The 18,693-nt window shown below is 63.4% G+C and carries 23 protein-coding genes and 3 pseudogenes; 13 read left to right on the top strand and 13 right to left on the bottom strand.

Going from position 1 to position 18,693, the window contains the following annotated elements:
• A pseudogene (locus tag MKK64_RS03330) lies at positions 1 to 538 on the top strand (integrase core domain-containing protein); the annotation flags it as partial.
• Between the two features lie 480 nt (positions 539 to 1,018).
• Here the strand turns inward: MKK64_RS03330 and MKK64_RS03325 are convergent.
• Positions 1,019 to 1,582, bottom strand: a complete 564-nt coding sequence (locus MKK64_RS03325; RefSeq protein WP_243932231.1) for a PAS domain-containing protein — start codon at positions 1,580 to 1,582, stop codon at positions 1,019 to 1,021.
• Between the two features lie 332 nt (positions 1,583 to 1,914).
• On the opposite strand from MKK64_RS03325, the gene MKK64_RS03320 reads away from it, so the two are divergent.
• From MKK64_RS03320 to MKK64_RS03305, 4 genes are all read left to right on the top strand, one after another.
• The gene (locus MKK64_RS03320; RefSeq protein ID WP_243932230.1) at positions 1,915 to 2,325 is read left to right on the top strand and encodes a helix-turn-helix domain-containing protein; all 411 of its coding nucleotides are present in this window, start codon (positions 1,915 to 1,917) and stop codon (positions 2,323 to 2,325) included.
• An 83-nt stretch (positions 2,326 to 2,408) separates the two neighbouring features.
• On the top strand, positions 2,409 to 2,627 hold the full coding sequence (locus tag MKK64_RS03315; protein ID WP_243932229.1) for a hypothetical protein: 219 nt from the start codon (positions 2,409 to 2,411) through the stop codon (positions 2,625 to 2,627).
• 361 nt (positions 2,628 to 2,988) lie between these two features.
• Positions 2,989 to 3,846 carry a manganese catalase family protein gene (locus MKK64_RS03310; RefSeq protein WP_243932228.1) on the top strand — a complete coding sequence of 286 codons (858 nt, stop codon included), beginning with the start codon at positions 2,989 to 2,991 and terminating at the stop codon, positions 3,844 to 3,846.
• A gap of 135 nt (positions 3,847 to 3,981) precedes the next feature.
• Entirely contained in the window at positions 3,982 to 4,299 is a 318-nt protein-coding gene (locus tag MKK64_RS03305) for a metal-sensitive transcriptional regulator (protein WP_243932227.1), read from the top strand.
• Between the two features lie 33 nt (positions 4,300 to 4,332).
• On the opposite strand, the gene MKK64_RS28365 is transcribed toward MKK64_RS03305, so the two are convergent.
• Together MKK64_RS28365 and MKK64_RS03300 are read right to left on the bottom strand one after the other, a co-directional pair.
• The gene (locus tag MKK64_RS28365; protein ID WP_409567839.1) at positions 4,333 to 4,644 is read right to left on the bottom strand and encodes a tyrosine-type recombinase/integrase; all 312 of its coding nucleotides are present in this window, start codon (positions 4,642 to 4,644) and stop codon (positions 4,333 to 4,335) included.
• Entirely contained in the window at positions 4,626 to 4,955 is a 330-nt protein-coding gene (locus MKK64_RS03300; protein WP_243932226.1) for a hypothetical protein, read from the bottom strand. The genes MKK64_RS28365 and MKK64_RS03300 overlap by 19 nt, the downstream gene beginning before the upstream one ends.
• A 64-nt stretch (positions 4,956 to 5,019) precedes the next feature.
• Here MKK64_RS03300 and MKK64_RS28360 point away from each other — a divergent pair.
• Positions 5,020 to 5,097: pseudogene (locus tag MKK64_RS28360) on the top strand (oxidoreductase); the annotation flags it as partial.
• A gap of 111 nt (positions 5,098 to 5,208) precedes the next feature.
• Here the strand turns inward: MKK64_RS28360 and MKK64_RS03290 are convergent.
• The 7 genes from MKK64_RS03290 to MKK64_RS03265 form a co-directional block, all read right to left on the bottom strand.
• Positions 5,209 to 5,601, bottom strand: a complete 393-nt coding sequence (locus MKK64_RS03290) for a hypothetical protein (RefSeq protein ID WP_243932225.1) — start codon at positions 5,599 to 5,601, stop codon at positions 5,209 to 5,211.
• A 392-nt stretch (positions 5,602 to 5,993) separates the two neighbouring features.
• Positions 5,994 to 7,388, bottom strand: coding sequence for a pilus assembly protein TadG-related protein (locus tag MKK64_RS03285; protein WP_243932224.1), 1,395 nt, complete (start codon positions 7,386 to 7,388; stop codon positions 5,994 to 5,996).
• Between the two features lie 706 nt (positions 7,389 to 8,094).
• Positions 8,095 to 8,769, bottom strand: a complete 675-nt coding sequence (locus MKK64_RS03280) for a hypothetical protein (protein WP_243932223.1) — start codon at positions 8,767 to 8,769, stop codon at positions 8,095 to 8,097.
• Positions 8,770 to 8,838: 69 nt separating this feature from the next.
• On the bottom strand, positions 8,839 to 8,970 hold the full coding sequence (locus MKK64_RS28020) for a hypothetical protein (RefSeq protein WP_279593008.1): 132 nt from the start codon (positions 8,968 to 8,970) through the stop codon (positions 8,839 to 8,841).
• Positions 8,967 to 9,443 carry a hypothetical protein gene (locus MKK64_RS03275; protein WP_243932222.1) on the bottom strand — a complete coding sequence of 159 codons (477 nt, stop codon included), beginning with the start codon at positions 9,441 to 9,443 and terminating at the stop codon, positions 8,967 to 8,969. The genes MKK64_RS28020 and MKK64_RS03275 overlap by 4 nt, the downstream gene beginning before the upstream one ends.
• A 73-nt stretch (positions 9,444 to 9,516) precedes the next feature.
• Positions 9,517 to 9,927, bottom strand: a complete 411-nt coding sequence (locus MKK64_RS03270) for a penicillin-binding protein (RefSeq protein WP_243932221.1) — start codon at positions 9,925 to 9,927, stop codon at positions 9,517 to 9,519.
• Positions 9,927 to 10,127, bottom strand: coding sequence for a hypothetical protein (locus MKK64_RS03265; RefSeq protein WP_243932220.1), 201 nt, complete (start codon positions 10,125 to 10,127; stop codon positions 9,927 to 9,929). The genes MKK64_RS03270 and MKK64_RS03265 overlap by 1 nt, the downstream gene beginning before the upstream one ends.
• Positions 10,128 to 10,267: 140 nt before the next feature.
• Between MKK64_RS03265 and MKK64_RS03260 the strand changes: the two genes are divergently transcribed.
• From MKK64_RS03260 to MKK64_RS03230, 5 genes are all read left to right on the top strand, one after another.
• Positions 10,268 to 10,456, top strand: coding sequence for a hypothetical protein (locus tag MKK64_RS03260; protein ID WP_243932219.1), 189 nt, complete (start codon positions 10,268 to 10,270; stop codon positions 10,454 to 10,456).
• A gap of 355 nt (positions 10,457 to 10,811) precedes the next feature.
• A complete protein-coding gene (locus MKK64_RS03250; protein ID WP_243932217.1) occupies positions 10,812 to 11,024 on the top strand; it encodes a hypothetical protein in 213 nt (70 codons plus the stop codon).
• Positions 11,025 to 11,344: 320 nt separating this feature from the next.
• A complete protein-coding gene (locus tag MKK64_RS03245; protein WP_243932216.1) occupies positions 11,345 to 11,650 on the top strand; it encodes a hypothetical protein in 306 nt (101 codons plus the stop codon).
• 359 nt (positions 11,651 to 12,009) lie between these two features.
• The gene (locus tag MKK64_RS03240) at positions 12,010 to 12,375 is read left to right on the top strand and encodes a hypothetical protein (protein ID WP_147844097.1); all 366 of its coding nucleotides are present in this window, start codon (positions 12,010 to 12,012) and stop codon (positions 12,373 to 12,375) included.
• A 503-nt stretch (positions 12,376 to 12,878) separates the two neighbouring features.
• Positions 12,879 to 13,106, top strand: coding sequence for a hypothetical protein (locus MKK64_RS03230; protein WP_243932215.1), 228 nt, complete (start codon positions 12,879 to 12,881; stop codon positions 13,104 to 13,106).
• 456 nt (positions 13,107 to 13,562) lie between these two features.
• Here MKK64_RS03230 and MKK64_RS03225 read toward each other — a convergent pair whose 3' ends face one another.
• Together MKK64_RS03225 and MKK64_RS03220 are read right to left on the bottom strand one after the other, a co-directional pair.
• The gene (locus MKK64_RS03225; RefSeq protein WP_243932214.1) at positions 13,563 to 13,733 is read right to left on the bottom strand and encodes a hypothetical protein; all 171 of its coding nucleotides are present in this window, start codon (positions 13,731 to 13,733) and stop codon (positions 13,563 to 13,565) included.
• 111 nt (positions 13,734 to 13,844) lie between these two features.
• Positions 13,845 to 16,205, bottom strand: coding sequence for a putative bifunctional diguanylate cyclase/phosphodiesterase (locus MKK64_RS03220; protein WP_243932232.1), 2,361 nt, complete (start codon positions 16,203 to 16,205; stop codon positions 13,845 to 13,847).
• A 969-nt stretch (positions 16,206 to 17,174) separates the two neighbouring features.
• On the opposite strand from MKK64_RS03220, the gene MKK64_RS03215 reads away from it, so the two are divergent.
• The gene (locus tag MKK64_RS03215) at positions 17,175 to 17,747 is read left to right on the top strand and encodes a hypothetical protein (RefSeq protein WP_243932213.1); all 573 of its coding nucleotides are present in this window, start codon (positions 17,175 to 17,177) and stop codon (positions 17,745 to 17,747) included.
• A complete protein-coding gene (locus MKK64_RS03210) occupies positions 17,723 to 18,523 on the top strand; it encodes an FkbM family methyltransferase (protein ID WP_243932212.1) in 801 nt (266 codons plus the stop codon). Before MKK64_RS03215 ends, MKK64_RS03210 begins: the two co-directional genes overlap by 25 nt.
• A 25-nt stretch (positions 18,524 to 18,548) precedes the next feature.
• On the opposite strand, the pseudogene MKK64_RS03205 reads toward MKK64_RS03210, so the two are convergent.
• A pseudogene (locus MKK64_RS03205) lies at positions 18,549 to 18,693 on the bottom strand (dTDP-glucose 4,6-dehydratase); the annotation flags it as partial.

The raw sequence follows: 18,693 nt of genomic DNA, 5'->3' as shown, positions 1-18,693 counted from the left end.
CGCACGCATGATGGACGCAAGATCCGGATGCTCGACGTGGTCGACGAACCGAAGGACCGCGCAGCGAGTTCACGCACGAATGTCTGGCGATCCGGGTCGCCCGCAAGCTGAAGGCAACCGACGTCATCGACGTGCTCTCGGTCTGTTCATTTTGCGGGGCGTACCTAGCCATATCCGTTCGGATAACGGCCCGGAGTTCGTTGCGAAGATCGTACAAGCTTGGATCATCGGAGTCGGAGCAAAGACGGCCTACATCACGCCAGGCTCACCGTGGGAGAATGGCTACGTCGAAAGCTTCAACGCACGGCTTCGCGACGAACTCCTGAACAGTGAGATTTTCTACACACTCAGGGAAGCGCAGGTCGTCATCGAAAGCTGGCGACGTCACTACAACGGCGTGCGCCCACATGCCTCGCTGGGATACCGGCCGCCGGCCCCGGAGGTGTTCATGCCGGCCTTCTCCGCTTGGCCGGCTGCGCTCGCCCGACCAGCTCCGCCGGACAAGCTGCCCGTGGCGGAGCGGCCCACCGTGCACTAACTTCACCCCTGGATCACCTCGTGGGGGCCGATCAGGTGGCTGCTCAATCGCGGGCGGTCACACCTGGACGACGTTGGGCGACCGATCCGCTCACGTGGCATCCTTATCGACATCACCGAGATGCGCGACGGCGGTGCGCGCTACGTCCTGAACCAAGCACCTCCAGCGAACGACCCGCTTGTTCGAACTGCCGAGCTTGCCATCTCATTGAAGGAAACACTTGGCACCGATGCGCCAGCCGATGTTAGGATCGCGACTGACCTACTGCTTTTCAGCCTTGGCAGCGCACTCGGTCGTCCTGGGGATGAAGAATCGACTTGAAACGGATAGCCCCCTCAAAAAAGGAAAAGCCCCGTTCGGCTGCAGCCGGAGCGGGGCTTCCCAATGACGAGGGGACGGGGTGGGTCCACTCGGCTTCCATGAGGGGGGGGCAACTTGGTTAACAAATCGTTGCCGCCGGACATCCTGCCCTCGCTCTCATCAGTGCACCTGGTCAGTCTCGCTAGGCCCCATCTTCCGGGCCAGGATCGTTCCGAGTTCGAGCAGCATCGTATCGACTAGGGTCGGCAGGACCGGCGAGTCTAACTGCTTCGTCACGGACCGAAGCGCAATGAGTGCATCGACCACCCGATCGATCGTCCGCATCGTATGGTCGGCTGCTGCCTGACTATCTCGGCGCGCTTCTGTCAGGTCCGCCATCAGCCCGATGCAGCGCAAGCCTCGGCCGGTCTCATCGGTCTCGACACGTCCCCGTGCGGCGATCCAGTGAACTTCACCATCTCGATCGCAGGTCCGAAACTCGGCTTCGAACCGTCCTGCAGTGCTATGAGCTTCGTGGATGAGGTGAGCGACGCGGTCTCGATCTTCGGTGTGCACGCCTTCCAAGAACGCCGTGACAGGGACTCTCGTCGCGTCTTGTGACTCATCGACTGCGAGCACACGGGGAAGAGCACCCGTGAGTTCAATAATTTGCGTATCGAGATCCGTTTCCCAGGTGCCGAGGTAACCCGACGCATCGAGGATGGATTGCAGGGATGCGGGCATGGCGTGCCTACGAGAGAGGTTGCGTTACGCATCACAACCTAAACGCTCAATCGATGCAATCCTTGCCTGTTCGCGGAGCTATAGCACAGCTTCAGACTGTACCTAACCGGGCGATCCACGTAACCGGCCCGCATCCCGAGGCTGGGTTTAGGCCCTGTTCGGTCGAGCACGGATCGCTGGGCATTGGCTCACATACGGCCAAGCCATGTCGTTTCTGCAACCCAGGATTGATCAGCGTTGCGAAACTCAATCGCGCGCAATGCGTATTGGGATGTGCTCGGAGCAGCAGCGACGCTGGTCGAGCCGTCTCCAACCTGAAAGCGAATGCCCGAATGACCCCCATCCATGCGCCGAAGCTCGCGACCAGCGGCGACCGATCGATTGGAAGCCGCATCGCGGCGTATCGGACCGCTCAAGGTCTGAGCCAGACCGCGCTCGGGCAGGCTCTCGGGGTCACGTTCCAGCAGGTCCAGAAATACGAGAAGGGACGCAACCGTGTCGGTGCCGCCCGGCTTCAGGCGATCGCGGATTTCCTGGGCGTCCCGGTCTCGACCTTCTTCGACGATCCGGCAGAGACCGGCGATGGCAGGGAGTCGATCCAGGACCTGTTGCAGGATCCCGATGTGCTGACCCTGATCAGGACATTCGCCGGCATCTCCGACAAGACGACCCGCAGCAGTGTGTTGTCGATCGTGAAGGCCGCATCCAGCCTGCAAAACGGGATGGTCGAGAAAACCGGGTGACGCCCGGCGCCTCGGACCGAAGCGGCTGGCGTCGTAACAAACTGAATTCTCTCTTTTACGCCTTTGCCGTAGGATCGTGATCCATGACGAAGGCTCCAGTCGATCAATCCGATCTCAAGGCGAGGCTTGAGCGCATCGCGCACGAACTCGGCCTGACCATCGGCGATTTGTATGGGCCGGCCGATCCGCATTCGCGGCATTCCGAAACCCGCGCGTTGGTCGAAGCTTTTGATCGCATCATCGCCATTGAAGCTCGCGCTCGATGTATCGCCTTCGTGACCGCAGAGGCCGACAAGTCGTAGCTCGACTGAAGTTGCCGCTGTGATCAGATAAACCCGCTCCCCGAGTGCCCCTTGAAGGTGTTCGCCCGGCGTATGTAGCCGACGGCCGTGCGAGGGGCGCGGTGGCCTGACTGATCCACGATCCGGGCGAGATCCACGCCGGACACCATCCGACCAAGCCGCTTCTCGAAACCAGCGGCTTCGAAGCTAGACAGCAGCAGCTATCAAGCTGTCCGTGCAAGGCCGCCGTCGTACCAGGGCCGGCGATTAAGAATGAACCGACCGGCTGGTCGAGGGTTCTGAAGGAACCGGCCATGATACTCCCCGGGGGTATCACAGATGCCCATCAGACTGGTGGGGGCCGATCAATCAGGTTGAGCCCATGTTCTACGTCGACAAGCGCATGCAGTATCCCGTGAAGGTCGAGAGCCCGGACCCCGTCTACGCGCGCATGCTGCAGCAGGCGATCGGCGGCATCGAGGGCGAGATCCGCGTCTGCATGCAGTACTTCTTCCAGGCCTGGGGTTCCCGTGGGCCGACGACGAAGTATCGCGACATGCTCCTCAACACCGCGACCGAGGAGATGGGCCACATCGAGATGCTGGCGACTGCCGTCGCGATGAACCTCGAGAACGCCCCGACCAAGCTCCAGGAAGCAGGGGTCGCCGATGCCGTCGTCGGCGCGGTGATGGGCGGCGAGAACCCGCGCCATGTGGTCGAGGGCATGCTGCACCGGCATCTACTCTCCACCGGCATGGCCGCCTTCCCGGCCAACTGCGAGGGCGTGCCCTTCGACATGAGCCATATCTACGCGAGCGGGAACCTCGCCGCCGACATGTACTGCAACGTCGCCGCCGAGACGACGGGACGGGTGCTCGCAGTCCGGTTGTCGAACGCGACCAACGATCCCGGCATGAAGGACATGTGGAGCTTCCTGATCGCGCGCGACACGATGCACCAGCAGCAATGGCTCGCGGTGATCGAGGAACTCGGCGGCAACGAGGGCAATCTGCCGATCCCGAACAGCTTCCCGCAGAGCGAGGAGCACCAGAAGTACAATTACAGCTTCTTCGCCACCGGCGTCGAAGGCTCGCCTGCGCCCGAGGGCCGCTGGACCAGCGGCCCCTCGCTCGACGGCAAGGGCGTCTACAACGTCGTCCAGAACGCGCCGATGGGCCAGGAGCCGGTGCTCGGCCCGGCACGCCCCGACAGCGGCGCCCAGAGCCAGCAGATCGGTTGAGCTGACGCGCGCGGGCCCTGGCGTAAGCCAGGGTCCGAGGTTGAAAGTCCGAGATCGGTTCGGCCTCTCTCGGACGCCATCGTCCCTTGTGCCAATCTATGTTAGATTTCTGGGGTGGTGGTAGCGGATACGAGCGTGAGTGAAGGCAGCATCGTCGACGGCAGGGTCCATCTGACTCGCAGTGAGGAGGAGAAGCGACCACTCCTGACACGTCTGAGCCGTATCGAGGGTCAGGTTCGTGGCCTGCGGACGATGATCGAGCAGGATCGCTACTGCTTGGACGAGGTCCAACAGGTCAATGCGATCAGCGCGGCGCTGCGTGAGGTGGCCTTAGCCATCATTGCTCAGCATGTGACGATGGGCGTGCAGATCGCTGTCCGGGACGGCTCACCGGACGTTGCCATCGACGACGTGATGTCCGTCCTACGGGCAGCGATGCGCAAAGGAGAGTGAGCTGAAATTACAAGCTCAACGGTCCTCGTAAAATCATAGAAACCCGCTCGCCGAGTGTCCCTTGAACGCGTTCGCGCGCCCGATGTAGCCACCGACGGTCCGCGGATCGCGGAGCCCCGATTGATCCATGATCCGAGCGAGGTCTGCACCCCGCTCCGCCGCCGAGGTGATGTAGCCGGCCCGCAGCGAGTGTGCCCCGAACGTCGAGGCATCAAGCCCGGCGGCGGTGCAGTACTGCTTGATGATGTCAGCGACGGCCTGGGTTGTCAGGCGAGGCTCAAGGAGTTCGGCTCCTACGTCCTCCGCCGAACCCTCACGGCCTAAGTTTAACTTAGCCTTCCGCACTTTCCCCGACCGCGAGACCGGCCTAAACACCGCCCCCCCGAGATCCCGGCCGCATCAAGCCATTCCCGCACGAGGGCAACAGGCCGGATGAAGCGCCCATGCGGTATCGCTTTCTCGAGCCCCTGCCCTTCCTGATCCACCTTCGACCGGCGCACCATGACGCGTAGACCTTCCGTGTCCTCGCGGAGGTCCGCCACGTCGAGCGCGACCAGCTTGGACCGGCGAAAGGCCCCGGCGAACCCGAGCGCCAGCAGCGCCCGGTTGCACTTCCCTGTCAGGGTGCCTGGCGTCCGCATCAGGATCACGGCCATGATGTCGGCGGTCGCGGCAGCCTTCTGCATCGGGACCGTGCCGATCCGGCAGCGGATGCCCTTGGAGCCCGAGGAGATTGCCGAAGCCGTCCTGTGGATGTGTTCGGACCTCGGCGCGTTCGTCACCGGCGCGTCGATTTAGGTCGACGCCGGTTGGTCGCTCCGAGGCGCAGTTCTGCAAACGACAAAGGATGGACCCCATGGTCATCAAGCGCAGCGGAAGTCACCCCTCGGTCCCCGGCGCGATAGGCCTTCAGTCGACATGGACCGCGAGCTTCATCTTTGGGTGCACGCCGCAGAGGACGAGGAAGTCGCCCCGTTGCGGGAACACCATCGTGGTGCGGCTGCCGGGCTCCTGGTCGCCGAAATCGCGGTGGACCCCGTCCGCCTCGATATAGGCGTGGTGGACGGACGTCGCCTCTTCGTTGGACAGCACGATGGATCCGCCGGCCTGCAGGGTGACCGCCTGGAAGCCGAATTGCTTGGCTTTCTGAATGACGATGCCGGCGACGGTCGATGCGTTGGCGTAGGCCTGGAGGCACACGAGACAGAAGGCCAACCCTGCTGCGGATGCGAGAACGCGCCGCTTTATCGAAGCTCCCATAAGACAGACCTGCGCTTTATTTTCATTTCGATCCCCCGGCATGAGTAAATCCAGAAAGTTTCGAAAGTATTTCAGCCGCTAATAATAGGATAAAATAGTTAATTTTGACATAATGGTGATGTTTAAGTTATAGCTTTGTCCATAATGGGACGGAGTATATGCTTGATTTCTGGCTCAGTGAAAACCGAGCTTATCTCTCAGATAAACGGCGCACCAGTTCCGCCTTGAGGTTTCGACGTCACCGTCCAAGCATTCGGCAAACCACTTCGTGCACCTATGCGCGCCTGCATCAGGGACCCCGCGCATGGAAGTGTACGGACCGAAATCCCTCCCGCCCCCTTCTTGTTGGTCGTAGGGCGGACCTGCGGGTCCCGGCCCATGACGGGCATACGGCTACCGCCCCATCTCCTCGAAAGGGAGGCTGTCGACACACATCATTGTGTTAGTAGCAGCCGGCCAGAGACCGGGCCGACACCCTTCGGCACCGGCACGCTCGTTGCGCTATAGTTGGCGTTAAGGACGAGGTTCGGCCCTTCGTAGAGGTTGATTTGTTGGGCTACGATCACGGTGTAGGCCGACTGATCCGCCACCGGCTTCGTCGCATCGATCACGAGGCGTCCGGCTGGCAAGTAGATTGTACCAAGCATGGTACGGGCGTTGTCGCTGATGATGCGATAGGTTCGCATCGGCTTGGTCTGCCCTAGTGGAGCTGGCGTCGGGGGCGGTGGTCCCAGAGCCGGCAGCAGGGCGCCGATGAGGCCGTTCGCCAAGCCGATTACGGGATCCAGCGGGGTACTGACAGTTCGTTCCTCCGAAATCAGAAGGCCTGCCATCACCCCGAGTGTGGGGGCGCTAAGACTGATTGTGCTGCCTTTGTCGAAGAGCAGCCCCGCCGTGTTGCCGGAGAAGTACAGAGATACGTCCGTACCGGACAATGTTCCCTTATCGTAGACCATCAGCGGCCCGTCCTTGATGACGTACGTGCCCGACTTGAGCGTGACAACGGCATTTTTGGAGATCTTCAGGCCACCGCAATAGGTGCCCGGATCGAGCGTTGCATTCTGATCAATCTCGTTCTTGCTGATATCACCTTTCTTGTTGGCGGATAACGGTATTGAGAGGCATGCACCGATCGTTGGCGATGCACGGTTCTTCAGCGGATCATCAATTGCCGGACATCCGGCCTGCGGCACGGGCGCGAAGTTCGCGCGAAGCCCAAGGTAGCCGCCAGCTGAGCAGATCGTGTCGGCGCGCGCCATCGCGTTGTCGCCGCCGACCATGCCGGTGGCGTTGACCGAGTTCGAGTACAGCGAGCAGCCATAGGCGGTGACCTGTGCGTTCTTCTGCAGATTGAACGAGCCGGCAGCAAAAGGATCGAGCGTCAGCATGCACAGGCGCATTCGCCCAACGACGCTTGCCTGCGCCTTCACCGTGAGACTGGCGGCGGGCATCCCAACGAAGCTACCGAAAGTCAGCTTGAAGGTTTCGGCGGCGGAGGCGGCGACATTGGTTTTGTCGGACGCGACCGTCACCTGCACTGTCAGTGGCCGGTCAGATGGCGACTTCGCCTCGGATCGGACCGTCTGCTCGGTGACGCCGATCACTGCGGCCGTGGTCGACATCGCGAGCTTGAGGGCGTTGCCGCCGGCCAGGACGCCAGCATCGACGGCCGCCTGCAACTGGGCCCGTCGGGCGGCGAGGCGCGCGTAATCGACACCGCCACCGACAAGGCCGAGCAGCACCGTCGCGCAGAGGCAGAAGATGACAGCGACGGCACCGCGGCGGTCGGGTCCGAAGGAGCGTGCTGTGCCTAGCCAGTCTTGGCTCATGCCGTTGCGGCCTATATAGACCGATCCCTCATCTCACCACCCGGGCTTCTAAGAGCCAATAGTTAATGCGCCGCTCTGCCTATCCGTATTAGTTTGATGAGTTAAGCTGAAATCCACCTGCGACCAATAATCGCCGGTCTCAAATGGTTGCATAAACAACCAAAGGAGCGGTGTTTTATGTGCTGCGAAGGGTCGTGCGCGGGCTGGGCCACCACCACCTCAAGCAGCGCCACGCCAGCCGCCACCACGACGTTGCCGGCGGCGCGCTACGGGCGCGGGGCGAACGGGAGCACGGTCGGCGCGGCTGGTATGTCCTGAAGGACGATTATCCAGCGCAGAGGACCGCCCCTCCACGGCATCCCCTCGCAGGGACGCAACCTGCCCGCCGGACTGCTCGGCCACCATGGGAGCTGACTCCGCCTCGCCAGCGTCGTCAGCCTCCGCATCCCCGTTCATGCGGTCGAGGATCGCGAGCGGGCTGTCCGCTGTGTCGAGGGCGGTCTGTGCCGCTTCCTCGATCATGCGCCGGGTCGCGGCCGGCGACGGGGCCGGAGGGACGTGTGCCATGGTGGCGCGCGGGCGGAAGGTAATGACGTTGCTCATAGCTCAAGCTTCCACGCAGCAGCGCCGGCTTTCAGGATTACAGGGGGCGCGGCAATCCTTGATCGCGGCTTGCAGTCAATTCGCGCGATCGGGACGGGAGGGGCTAGGCGTCGCCCTCGTCGTAATCGCCGTCGGCGGTCCCGGAGCCCTTGGCGGCCTTCCCTGCCTTCGCCTCGGCGATGGCCCAGGCCGGGAGGCTGCCCTTCGCCCCGTAGAGCGCTTCGTCCAAGTCGGGGCAGTCCGGTTCATCCCCGAACCCGACAAAGCCCGACGGCAACGCCATTCCGGTGACGGCGAGCACGGCACGGGTTAGGGCGACGCCTGCCCGCGCCCTCCGGCTAGTGCTGTTGTCTAGGCAGACCTCAAGCTCAATCGTTGCGGCGAGAGCGGTGAGCGCAAGGCCGTCGGGGGCCTGTGGGGCGGGAAGGTCCAAAATTTCCATGCAGAGCGCCCAGCATCGCCGCATCACAAGGTCGGCTGCAGCTTCCTCAATTGATCCATTCTCGGCTAGTCCGGCAATCGGACGGCACGCCCGGTCCTCGGCATAGGCGGTCAGCAGGCGGGCGAGATAGTCGCCTCGGCCATCGCTCGCGACCTGTCCCGAGGCGGACAGCGCCGGCAACGGCATGGCAGCGGCCATGCACCCGGCCAGCATGGCGCGGCGGCCTTGGCTCGTTTCGGCCGCGAACCCTGCGGGCTTAGCCTTCATCGACGCGAGCCGATCACGCAGGGTCGGCTTGGGATCGGCGGTCTGAAGGCGCTTCAAGGGATTACGCATGTCCGGTTCTCCGGGTTTCAGGTTTCCAGGGATGCAGTCTTCGAAGTTCGGCGGGATGCCGGGTCGGGCTCAGAGCGAGAACGCGAGGCCGGTCAGGACGCATCCGCCCCCGATGATCGCCACGTCGGCCAGGAATTCGCCGGCCGCGCTGATGAAGCGACGGGAGCGGACGAACGCGGTATCCGGGCGGATCGCAGTCACGGCCGGCCAGGTCTCGTGTCGCCTGGAAGGGCTTCGTTTGGCGGGGCAAGCACGGCGTGCTGGCTGTAGCGATCGACGCCCGGCAACAGGCGGGACGGGGCAGGCGACAGGCGGCCCGACGGGAAGGCGTGAGAGATCGCGACCGGCGGCAGGTTGGTACCGAGAAACAAGGTCAGGTCGGCGACGCGGGCTTGTGCGATGCCGTAGCCAAGTTGATGGGCTGCTGAGAACTCGGCTTCCTTGCTGAGCCACCAGCGCAGGTGCCCGAGCAGCGCCAGCGCCCCGAGCCGAGATGCGCATGGCGTCGTCGTCAGGGTGTCGGTTGCAGCTTCGTAGTCCTCGTTGGTGATCATCGATGCCTCGCCCTCGGGGGCGACCTGATAGGCGTCGTAAGCGGTGCGGTGGCGCTCGATCGCGGCATGGATCGGATTGGAGGCGGTATCGAGGACGGTCAGGGTCAGGGCGTGCGACATCGTTCGGGCTCCTGTGAGGGCTCGTCGCGGTAGGTCGAGGAAGGCGACGGGGTGGGTCCCGTTTGGGCGCCGATCAGGTCGGACGGGGCGGCAGCACGGCACCCGGCCGGGCGAACACCTTGCGGAGCCGGCGGCGGGCGGCACGTCGAGCGCCAGTGCTACCGGCACGTTCGCCGCGGGCGGTGTGGTAGGCGGCCAGCGCCGCGGCGGTCTCGGGCGTAGTCGGCGTTAGGGCGTAGAGGTCGAGGCGGGCAAGCCGGCGGACATGGGCCAGGGAAGCCCGGTATGCGCGCCAGCCGGCGGGCATCGGCAACCCTGCGGCGGCGAGATCGGCCGCGACACGGCCCGAGGCGGAATAGGCAGCATCGGCTTTCTCGGCCCAGCGGATCGCCGGCAGCACCCGGTCGAAGGCCATGGCCGGCACCCGCGAGGACACGAGGACGAAGAAGGCGCCGAGGACGCCACGGCGGGCGAGGTCGGCCATCAGCGCGTCTCGCTCAGTTCGGCGGCGACGAGGCGCCAGCGGCGGGCGTTGCCGAGCGCCCAGGCATGGGCCTCGCGTTGATTAGTCTCGCCGGCCACGATCCGGTACCGGTAGGAGGCCGCGAGGCGCAGGCAGATCGCGTGATCCTGCCGGGCGTGCAGCAGGCGGACGGCGGGAGAGCGGATCAGATCGGAGGCCATCGGTCCGGCCTCGGTGCGCGCGGTCGGCGCGGGAGGACTTGGCGGCGGCCCAGGCGCCCTTGAGCGCGTAGGACATGCACACGCCCCAGGCGTCGCCAGTCACTTCCAAGCGGGCCTGAGCGGAGAGGATCGCGGCGCGCATGATGGCGGAGCGGTCGAAGGAGCCGTCGCGGTGGACCAGCGGGGCGACGGTGCGGGCGAAGCGCTTGGCGCTCTCGGTCGAGGCGACGACGGCGGCCTTCGTGGTGATGAAGGTGCGGCGGGCGTCTGCGGTCAGGCGGGGGTCGGCGCTGCGGCTGATGTGCGAGGCAGGGATGAGGTTGGCGTAGCGCATCGGAAGGAGTCTTGCCCTAATTCGATGCCTGGAGTATCTTATGAGTCCTGAGGTAGTGTCAATCCCTCAGGTATCATATTCTCCCCTGGGTATCATTTTTTGGGACGGTCGATGCTCAGTAGCGAAATGGTGCGTGCTGGAAGAGCTTTGCTGCGTTGGGAGCAAAAGGATCTCGCCGAGGCGTCGGGTGTATCGCTTCCTACGATCAAACGTCTGGAAGCTGCGCCCGGCGCTCTATCAGCTCACGGCCCTACGATCGCAGCCATCCAGCGCGCGTTCGAGAGTAAGGGCCTTGAGTTCATCCCCGAGAACGGCGGAGGCGCTGGTATTCGGTTCCGGGAGCGGAAGGCATGACCGCCGCGCCGGACCGCCTATCCGAAGTCTCCCGCCTCGCCGGCCTCCTCGCCGATCAGGTGCTGGACGCGCAGATCATGAGTCGGCCAGTCCCGGAGCAACATATTCGAGCGCTACTCAGCGCCGCCTTCCTACTGGACGAGCACGGACTTCCGCTTCCTTCGCTGCTGCAGCAGATCGTTCATGGGGCGGAACGCGGAGCCGACTGATGCCCAGGGGCCTTCAAGCATGCTGGTCTGATGAAGATCTGCAGGTGTACCCACGCCGAAGCGAACACGATCCCGTGGCATAAGAAGCAGGTGATTTCTCTTGGGACTGACCGGTGGTGGATCGTTGACGCCGCAATAACTGGTTGAGGGCCTCTTGCCCCCAAGCCGGGCTCAGGACCGGATCGTTGGTGAGATGGGCGAAGCACCCGTCGCCCCGTGATCAGATCGGGGGACAGGCCTGCCTCGCCTGATCGCCGGATGGGTCGGATGCCGACAAATTGAATTGCCGTCCTCACCGGCGCTTCATAGAAGCCCGCGCCATGGAAAAAGCGCATCGTATTTCTTCCGCACAACTCACGATCTTGGAGCGCATAGCTTCAATTTTGGGAGAGTCGGTCAGCGAGTTTTTTGGAGTAAACACCTCAGAGAAGCTTGCAGAAACGATAGCTCTCGTGAAAGCATTTACGGCTTTGATTGATCCAGAGGCGCGAGCTAGATGTCTTGATTTCGCCGCTCGTGAATTGGAGCAGCAAGACCAATTTGTGCATGGGTCGTCGCCGACCTCTCAGCAGAGCGCAGCTACCCGAACCGCGACAACCTGCAATGTCGAACACGTATCTGGATGATCGGCTATGATCGCCATCCTCACCATGCGCTAACCGCCGCATGAGGACATAGCCATAGCAGGGCATCAGGTTTGTGGAGGGGAAGACGCCGAAGAGGGCGGTAGAATGAAGGGTAAGCTGCGGCCGAGCCAGCATTACCGGCTGACGCTGCTGGCGCGCGGACCACGCCCTGCGAAGGGGGATCAGGAAATCCCTGGGCTGATGAGGATGGGTTTCGTCGAGCCGATAGGAGCCACTTCCGCTGATGGATCGCGAGAGTGGGCGATCACTGATGCGGGCCGAGCGGCATTACTGATCCGCGACACCAATCATTAACCACCTGCCACCACCGTGCTCGCGTCCAGCCAACAGGTGCCGTCGTGAACCGAGCGTACCCGATCAGCGTCGATGATCCTGCTGCGGACTGCCCGGTCGCCATAGAGGTGCTGGGGCGGCTCATGGGCGCTGAAGCCGAGACGCTGCCCAGCCTGTTGGAAGGTATTCCCGAGGCCACCCGCGCCCGGCTGGCGGTCTACCTCTACGGCCGTAGCCACACCCACGAACTCGGCATCCGCATCGCCGCAACCTGCGAAAGGCGCGCTCTACAAGGAGCGCCAGGTCTCGTCGGAGATGCGCTGCATGACCTGTCACGCAAACCCTACGCTCCGACATCGTTCGGCACGCGTTCGGTGTCGTCGAAGGGGATCAGCCTGGGTGGGTCGCACCGGGTAGGCGCACGGGCTTAGGGCTCCCCCCATCCAACACGGTCACATACCCGAAACACGATCGTCCAACCGAAGCCATAGGGCTCCGGTATCGAGGCGTGTCCCTCCCATCGAAGCAGACTGTTCGCATGACGCTCAGCGACCTGGACAAGCCCGCCGATCTGACGATCTGGCCGCGGGGTATGTCTCCCCGTAGGCAGGAGGGACATGAGTTTCGAACACTGCGCGAAGCCCTGACGGTTGCGATCGACGCGCTCCGAGATCCGAGAGCGCTACCATGGATCGTGACGGAGGAAGGCCACGTCCTCTCGCCCGACTGGATCGCTGCCAATGGGCCCGCAGCGCGCACTCACTAAAACGCTGTCTAAGCGGGGATGGCTATCCGAGGTGCCCGGCTGCGCATTCCACGCGCTTACGGGTCCACGATCGAACGGATCGAAACGAGCTTGAGCTTGGTTCTCCCATTCTTCGGTCGACCGACGGGAGAAGGCTGTCGCTTCTGGCGGCATGCGAGGAGAACCATCTTGCGCTCATCCATCATTGCCGCCGCCCTGTTCGCCGCGCTCGGCGCAGCGTCGCTCTCCACGTCCGCCTCCGCTGCACCGATGGGCCCGTCCGCCGCTGTGGCCGCACCCGCCGAGCTGGTGACGAATGTCCGCATGGAGCGCCGGATGATGCATCGTCGTATGATGCGCCGGCCGATGATGCGTCGCGGTGGTGGCCGGACCATTGGGACGAAGAAGGGGCTCTAACTCCCGGGCTCTGAGCCCCCCTCCCCCCCTGCATTATCCTCAGATCGCCCGGCAGCTGCCGCCGGGGATTTTTCCGTGCCCAAGGCCTTCGCTCCAGTACTGCTGGCACATGGATCGCTTACGGCCACGGCGTGGGGCACTTCCGTTTCACGCTCATTCCTACCCGAGTCGCACTTAGCCCCGCCGGCATCCGCCGCGCGGGGCTCTTTCGTTCTTCGTTAACTAGCTCGCGTTACGCCCCGGCCATCGAAGGGGTTCCTCTGGCCCTGACATCACCTCAGCCCGCCCGGTTGCCGCCGTGGTGGGCTTTTTCGTGCCTGCCGCCTACCGCACAGCCTGCTAGGCCGGCACGCCAACGGGATGCCCCAGACGGTCCCGCCGAAAGGTCTGGTTGCCGTACCGGATCTAGGTGTCGCCGATCGCCTCGACACAGCGGGCCTTGATCAAAGGGCAGCCCTAGTAGTCGACGCGGACCACGCCGAGGGGCGGGTAAAGGCCGAACAGGCTGGTGGGCATCCAGCCGAGGGCGATGGCGTCCTCGCCGAACCAATCGAGGAAGTCGATCGCCGCCTCGCGTACCAGCGGGTTCGATGGCTGGCGCTTCGATGGCGCGATGCCGTCGGCCAAGGTGGCGTAATAGACGTCGTATCGGACCCTAGCAGCTACTTCGAAGACTCAAGCTTCGCGGGATATGAACTGTGTGTCGATCGCCTGAGTTGTCCCGCGGCAGAGGATCACTCAAGCGGCACGAACTTGTGCACCATTCTTAAACACTGAGATCAAGCGTTCCGGGTGACCGATCAGGTATCCCTGAACGGCATCGCAATCGAGCGCTCTTAGAAGGGCGAGCTGGTTCGCATCCTCAACACCTTCAGCGATCGTCAGAATGTTCATGTCACGCCCCATCTGCGTGATCGCTTTGACGACCGCCATCGAATGCTTGTCTTCCAAAGCTGCTGCAACGAAGCTGCGGTCGATCTTGATCCTGTCCAGCGGCAGGTCCCGCAGATGAGCAAGAGACGAGTACCCCGTCCCGAAGTCGTCCATCGCGATCTTGATGCCGAGTTCGCGCAGCGCCAACAAGGTGTGCGCAATTTGAGGCCCGTCCTCGACCAGTGCCGTCTCCGTCAGCTCGATCTCCAGTCTGCTCGCCGGCAGCCCACTTTTCGCCAGGGCGGAAGTGATATGAGCGAGCAGCATCGGCGAACGGAACTGCACGGCCGAGATGTTGACCGCGACATGCTGATCAGTTGGCCAAGCCACAGCCTGCCGGCAGGCCTCTTCCAACACCCAGCGCCCGATCGGCAGGATCAACCCCGTCTCTTCCGCCAACGGGATGAAGGTCGCCGGGGAGACGAGCCCCCGCGTCGGATGCGGCCAGCGAATAAGCGCTTCGAAGCCCAGGATGGTGTCGTCGGCGAGCGCCATGATGGGCTGGTACGCGAGATGGAACTGACCCTCGGACAGGGCGAACCGGATGTCGCTTTCGAGGAGATGCCGGTCGGCGACGGCCTCGATCATCCCAGGGGTGTAGCGCGTCGCACGACCTCGACCTTGGCGTTTGGCCTCGTACAGCGCGATGTCCGTACGCTGCATCAGATCTGTTGGGCTCGCCCGGTCCTCGGTGCTGCACACGCCGATGCTGCAGCCGATCACGATGGTCAGATCGTCGAACGCGTACGGCTTCTCGATCGCGATGACGATGCGCTCGGCCAAGCTCATAGCTACCTCGGCGTCCATACGAGCGATCAACGCCATTTCGTCACCGCCCAGGCGAGCGACGAAAGCGGTCTCCCCCGCCAGCTCGGACAGCCGTGATGCCACGCTGACAAGAAGGCGATCGCCGATCCCGTGACCGAAGGTGTCGTTGACGGCCTTGAACCGGTCGAGGTCGATCAGCAACAGCGTGGAGGGTTGCTCCTCCTCATGCGCTTGCGCCAGGCGTTCGAGCAGCGACCGACGGTTGGCCAAGCCTGTTAGCGGATCGTGATAGGCAAGCAGGGAGATCTCGCGCTGCGCCTGTTTTGCTTGCGTGATGTCGTCGAAGGTGAGCACCGCACCATCCTCGATGGGCTGGCAAGCGATGGACAGGATCCGGCCATCCTCGAAGCTGTGCTCGACGCGAGTCTCGTCGTCCCTGGCCATCCAGGCTCGGTGGTTTGCCAGCACCCTGGCGACGCGGTCTGCCTCCCAACCATTCGCCCGACCCACACCCTCGAGGAAGGCTGCCAAGCTCATTCCTCTGGCCATGTCGCTTGGCGCGAGCTTGAGCATCGCGCAGAGGCGCTCATTGTAGAGCTCCACGATCTCGGAAGCAGATACCTTAAGGATCCCGTTCGACATCTTTTGCAGTGCCGTCGCGAGAACACGAGCGTGTGCAGTTTCTTGGGTGTCAAAGCGCTTAGCTGCAGTTAGAGCGAGAAGCGTCCCGAGCAGAAGGATGGCGGCGCCTGTCGCGGCAAGAACACTGAGTGCGACCTGTACGCCGGGAAGGAGCTGATCGACGCGCTCCCCGGTCAAGACCGTGCCCGCGATCGAGACGAAATGCGTCCCACAAACCGCGACGACGATCAGCGACGTGGTCACCAGCCGCGATCCAGTTCGCCCCGGACGCACGAGCGCGAACGCCATGCAGGCAGCGCCGATCAAGCAGGCGAGGACGTTGAAGCCAAGCGACTGAACCTGGCCGCAGTTTTCCAGCGCGGCCATCCCGCTGATGTGCATAACGCCGATCCCCAGGCCTGACGCAGCTCCGGCAACAAGGCGCATCCATCCCCGTGGGCATATGATCGAAAGGGCGAATGGTAGGCCTACCGCGACGATTGCTGCAGCGGCGGAGACCATCGTCGTGTTAAAGTTGTAACTTAAGACGAGATCAGTCCGGTACCCTAGCATCGCCACAAAATGAGTCGTCCAAACACTAGTGCCCGCAACGACGACCGTTCCAAGCAACCACCATCGCCGGGTGGTTGTGCTACCAACCTCTGTATAGTGGATGAGAGAGACCAACAGCCACGCACTGAAGGTGCAAATAGTCGCTGCGGCGACAATAAAGCTGAGGGATTGGCTATCAACTAAGGATATGAGCAGAGATTGCATGCAATAATATTGCGTGCAAAGGGTTTCCTGTGTATTGAAACTTATAGTAAATAAAATCTTTTCGCGCAGCTCCGCGATCACAAAAGCGTCTAAACCCCGCCTCGCCTTGTTCCTACTGTTCGGTCCAGAATTCGTAGCCGGGTGATTAACCGCACCGAAGGTCCCGATCCGCCCCTCCCCGTCTGGCTCGGTCACACCCCGAGCTGGACGGGTGGCGACGTCCTGCCCTGCCGGTGAAACGAACCAACGTTTCGCCAACGATACGTTGGAACCGGGGGCGAACGTTCTACATCTGTCCTCTCCGATTTCGTCTGCTTTCCCTGCTATTTGAAGGAAGTCGTTGCGCTCATAACGGTCTGGTTGCAGGTTCGAGTCCTGCCGGGACCACCACCATGTCCTCCCCCGTAGCCCCCCGCGCCTCCCCGCTTCGCAGGTTGCAGGGACCGTCATGGGGACGGATGCGCGCGGTCACACCCCGCCCGGACCGGGGCCGGCGGGGCTACCGGCGACGCGGGATCGGGGCTCGGGTTTGCCCAGGCTCGTATTTCGGACCGGGCCAGCTGCGCGGCTGCTGCATGGTCGCGGTCATGGGTAGCCGGAAGGCCGGATCCGGGAAGCTGGTGGGCGCAGGCGGCCGATAGCCGAGGGACGAATGCGGTCGGGTGGCGGTCATGCCTCGCGGTGCACCGAAACGCATGCCGACCTGATCCCGGGCCTCTCCGAGGCGGGTTCGAAGATCGTCCTGCACGGCGCCGTGCGCTGCCCTGGGCGGGCACGGCGTGCTGACCGGCACCCGGCGGCCGGTGGCACGTCTTCCGGCTGCATCGGAGAAGGAACGGGCGGACGCGAGAGCAACCGGGCAGGACTGGTTCGAGGGGCGGCTCGGCCTCGATCCGGACGGATCGACCGTCCGCGACGCGACGGCCACCCACACGGCGGTCGCCTGCCGCCGAGGCCGGGCTCCGCGCGGTGCGCGCTGCCGTCCCGCACGGGCATCACGAGACCGCCGCCGCCCTTATCACCGGCGGTCCCACGGCCGTCGCCCTGCGTGATCGGGCCGGGGACGGGGCTTGGTTTCGCGCCGACGGCACCGACAGGCTGGTCCCAAAGCTGGAGCGGCGCGACACCGCCATCCTCGACGACCTGAACCTCCACAAGGTGGCCGGTGTCCGCGGGGGCTCGCGGCGGACGGCGCACGGAGCCGCCAGCGACCGCTCGACCGCCCCGACGTCGACCCGATCGATCCATCGACAAGCGCAGGATGAGGCGGCTTTTGCCAAGCTGAAGGCCTGCCTGCGCGCCGCCGCTCCCCGCGCCATCCCGGATCTCCGGCGCGCGATCCGGAAAATCTTCGCCGACTTCACGATGCAAGCGTATCGATACGACCTCGCCGCCGGATACCGCCACGACGGCGCGACAGGAACGGAAAACGGCTCGCGCGCGCTGGAGCCAAGAAGGCTAAGTACCGATTTGAAATTGATTTCTCGTTCGGATCCGCTGCTACTGGTCGAGAAGCCGTGGAGCGCACGATGCCGTATCTAAGCCAGAAGGCTTACGCACTCATATCAGAAGCTTTGGAAGAGATCGTTCCCCTTCCATCGCGCAAGATCCGCCTGGAACATAAGATTCATTTCGTCGATGTCGGTGCATCGAAGGGCATCCAGCCGAAATGGTTGCGACAGAAAGACAATATCATACCGGTGCTGTTCGAGCCGAATCCCGAAGAGGCGCGTCGCCTGCGCGATCAGCTCTCCGCCTTCGAAAAGTCCTTCGTGATCGAGATCGGCCTGGCCGACCGGAATGGTCCGCAGCAGCTCCATATCGGGGAGCATTATGGCTGCACGTCGATACTCGAGGCGAACTCGGCATTCCTCAGCGATTATCAGATCGCGGCCAGCTATCACGTCAAAGATACGGTCGAGATCGAATGTGCCCGCTACGATGGCCTCGTCGATGCCGGCAAGGCGCCCGTTCCGGACGTCATCAAGATCGACGTCGAAGGCTACGAGAGCCATGTTCTCAAAGGGTTCGGGTCGCTGCTTCACAACGTCGTCGGCATCGAGACGGAGGTATTCTTCTATCCCGTTTACAAACGGCAAGCGTTGTTTCACGACTTGATCGCGCAGCTCGAACCTTTCGGGTTGCGATTGAAGCGCATCGAAGAGGTTCCGGCTTTCGATGGAGACCTGGTGTGCGCCAACGCCTACTTCATGAAGGATCGGGTTGCCTATGCGAGGCTGAGCACGGAGCGGCGTGCGAAGTACGATCTGGCCGCTCACGTGTTTCAGATAACGGAGCGCCCTCTCGCTCGATGCTGATGTCGAAGGCGTCGCGAGCGCTCGGTCAAGCGGCCGGGGCGAGGCCGAGGCGCTCGCCGGCGTAGCGGCCCTCGCGGATCGGGCGCCACCAGGCCGCGTTGTCGAGGTACCAGCGCACGGTCTCCTCCAGCGCCTGCTCGAAGGTCTTGGACGGCGCCCAGCCGATCTCG

The organism is Methylobacterium sp. E-025 (assembly GCF_022829705.1).
GTDB lineage: Bacteria > Pseudomonadota > Alphaproteobacteria > Rhizobiales > Beijerinckiaceae > Methylobacterium.
This window is presented reverse-complemented; position numbering and strand designations above follow the sequence as displayed.